The sequence below is a fragment of the Nitrospirota bacterium genome, assembly GCA_030645475.1.
In the GTDB taxonomy this organism is placed as follows: Bacteria; Nitrospirota; Nitrospiria; order Nitrospirales; family Nitrospiraceae; genus Palsa-1315.
The window spans coordinates 1-3,153 of sequence record JAUSMA010000053.1; the positions used below are offsets into that span (position 1 = coordinate 1).

The window sequence follows — 3,153 nt, forward strand, 5'->3', positions numbered from 1 at the left end:
CCCGGAAGAGGGAATGAGTCGAGCCATCCCAACTACCGCCCCATCATCTCTGACCAGACCAAGGGTTGTCCCCCACAAGTCGTATAAATCTATCTCCTCTCTATCATCCGTCTCAGGAACCCACTTCAGCGACTCAGCAAATACTTTATGTCGCAGCCGATACGATTGGGCAAGCTGCTCCCCATATAACGTCTTTACCGTAAAGCCGTTTTCGCTGAACTCAATATCTTTTACTCCACGCATCAACAGTCTCCTTTCCGGAAAACATCAAGACCGAAGCATCTCCTTGGACAACTGGTTTTCCATAATCCACCTATCCCGTCACCTGGCGGATCCGCCAGGTGACGGGATGCGGAACAGTCGCGTACTAGTAGTGCAGTCTCGAACCAAGGGTGCTCTACAACGCGAGACTCCGTAGAAGTTCCGGCTCACATATGGAGAAAGGACGTTCCACTTGATGAAATCTCGGCGGGAGTTCCAGCTCATCCACGGGTATCGGCAATCTCCCGGCAAACCGGTGCAACCGCGCGCGGCTCTCGCGCGAGGGATTCCCTACAGCACCCGTGAATCCATTCCCCGCCTGCTGCGCGAACAGGTTGAAGACAGCCTCACCGCAGCCCTCACGGCATCCGAGCGACGCTTGAGCGCACTGCTTCACGATCGCAGTCGTATCGGACAGGAATTGCACGATTCTGTGCTGCAAGCGCTCTATGCCATCGAGTTAGGTCTTGTGCATTCCCGCGATCAGGCCGCCGATCAGCTCCAGCGTCTCATCCACGACATCCGACGGATGATCCTGGCTATGGAATCCGACCAAATTGAGCCGTTCAACCTGGTCTCAGAGCTGCAATTTCTCACCCAGACCCTTGAGCAGATGGGTCAGGTGCGGATTCATATGGAGATTGACCCGTCAGCAGAGGAGATCTTGACCAACGAAGAGGGACATGAGCTCGTCACCATCGCGAGAGAAGCGTTGAACAATTGCGTCCATCACGCACAGGCCACACAAATCGAGATCGCCCTTCGGCATATCGGCTCGCGAGTCAGCCTAAGTATTCGCGACAACGGATCTGGCTTCGACATCACAGAAGAACGGACAGCAGGCGTTGGGTTTGCGCATATGCGGGAGCGAGTTCGGAGGATCGGGGGGCACCTGAGCATCGAATCCACGGTCGGTCAAGGCACCTGCATCACCGCAGAGGGTCCTCCGTTAGGCATAGACCTGGCGGAACTCAACAACAATGAGACTAAGAGTTCCGGCAACCATTCTCGGCTGATCGAGCCGTAGGAGTAAAGAAAGATTCGAGGATTTTACGGCCGTATGGCCGACCATCGGCGGAGAGTTTCAGAATGACCGTGCTGGACAACAACGCGCAAAAACCATCGGATAGGCCAGCTGAGCGTCCTATTGCTCACACCCGTCTCTTCAAGCATGAATGGACTGATGACATGACCACCACCAACAGGCCCCGTGCAGCCCGTGCTTTGAAGACACCGCTGTATCCTCTCAACAGGGTCACACCTCACGACCGACCCGTGAAATACCTGGAGGTGCAACCGTGATCTTTCGAGGACCTGAAGCCCTCCAATATCCGTCCAGAAAAGAGTTTCAGCGCCTGGGTGAGATCATGCACCAGGTGCGAAGCGTAGAGACAGAAGCCCAATTGGCAAGCTTGACCTCCGCCATAGGGCAACTCATTCCGCATCAGTTTTCGGGATGCGGAGTATTCAATATTCCCAAACGGGTGCTGCAGATGGGGCACACGACATACAACGCCGAACTCCATGAGCTATACATGTCGCAGGGATTCGTCACGGACCCCACGATTCAACTTCTCGAACGGACTCAGGTCAGCACGGTGTCAAGCGAGGATTGCCCTGATATCACCGTCCCCAAGGAGGTCACGAATCTCAAGCTCGACTTTGGCTTGAACAGCTGCTTATCTGTGGGAGTCCGTGGAGCGCTTGGCCTCTGTACGTATTTTGCGTTTAGCAATTTCGATCAAAAGTTGCTGTGGAAGTTGCGGAGCACGATGCAAATTCTGGCTCCACATTTTCATCTGGCCTATATGCGGGCGACCTCCTGGTCGGAAGGAAACCTCCCCGCGCCACCACGTGTGGGCCTCACCGCGCGCGAAGAGGAAATTATGCGGTGGGTGGCAGAAGGCAAAACGAACTGGGAAGTTTCCGTGATTCTCCACGTGAGCCTGAACACGGTGAAGTTCCATCTCAAGAATATCTATCAGAAGCTGGGCGGTGTCGAGAACCGCTGGTCAGCCGTTGCCCAATGGCAAGGCGCCTCTTCAGAATTACTTCTCCCTGACTTCCACAAAAAGAAAAAGTAAGCGTACATCCCTTCTCCCACGCCTGCCCCCTCAATGCCCTGATTACTTCTCCACCACACATCACCGATCATAGCAACGATCGGCTACCTTCATCGGACGTTGAGTGATCTATGACTTCATCGTCGACCACACCAAGGGGTTCTCTTCAAAGCTTCAGGAACACGCGCCTAGAATCCTCCGACTCTAACCGAGCCTTCATTTCATTGAACCTACCCACCTGGGTAGGTTCAATGAATCGATCTGTTGCGTATTCTTCCCTCCATCAAGGAGGACCCCATGGCCACAGCTGAATGTCTGATTTCAAAATCTACCGCGGTACATACGTTGCTCGACCTCTTGGAGCAACGAAAGACGCGTCGATTTGGGTGTGGGATGGAACTTCCCGCTGGTCCTCTTCGATATCAAAGCACCGTCCCACCGATTCCTTTAAGCCCAGAGGAAACTCGTTACCTCTTGTTTGCAGGGGTAGGGGAAACGGGACGACATCTGGCAGACATGCAATATGCCCGTCAACCAGGGCGCGAAGATGGCCAAGGCATGGCCATCATGAATTTCCAAGGCAGAACCACCGCGAGCGCCTGCGCAGCCAACACCACCAAGCTCTTTCTGTCGAATGACGAAGGCCTGTACTTTGCCGGGGCGATGTCCCATCCAGCCAGCGGAATCCCTCCAGAATTAGTTCCCTTACAGCAGGGGCGCCTCGAGATTCCACGACAGCTCCCCTACATGCTCTCCTTTAACCAGTGGTATACGAATCGGCCCGGCACGCTCTACATCCTGCCGGTGACGGAGGTGGCACGAGTCTACC

Annotated in this window: 4 protein-coding genes; 3 read left to right on the top strand and 1 reads right to left on the bottom strand. The window is 54.6% G+C overall.

What is annotated here, in order from left to right; genetic code table 11:
- Nucleotides 1-243: acyl-homoserine-lactone synthase (locus Q7U76_09045; GenBank protein MDO8356520.1), on the bottom strand; the 243-nt coding region annotated here is incomplete at its 3' end.
- Nucleotides 244-457: 214 nt separating this feature from the next.
- On the opposite strand from Q7U76_09045, the gene Q7U76_09050 reads away from it, so the two are divergent.
- From Q7U76_09050 to Q7U76_09060, 3 genes are all read left to right on the top strand, one after another.
- Nucleotides 458-1,288: an ATP-binding protein gene (locus tag Q7U76_09050; protein ID MDO8356521.1), complete on the top strand. Its 831-nt coding sequence runs from the start codon at nt 458-460 to the stop codon at nt 1,286-1,288.
- 271 nt (nt 1,289-1,559) lie between these two features.
- On the top strand, nt 1,560-2,345 hold the full coding sequence (locus tag Q7U76_09055) for a LuxR C-terminal-related transcriptional regulator (GenBank protein ID MDO8356522.1): 786 nt from the start codon (nt 1,560-1,562) through the stop codon (nt 2,343-2,345).
- Between the two features lie 276 nt (nt 2,346-2,621).
- Nucleotides 2,622-3,153: hypothetical protein (locus Q7U76_09060; GenBank protein MDO8356523.1), on the top strand; the 532-nt coding region annotated here is incomplete at its 3' end.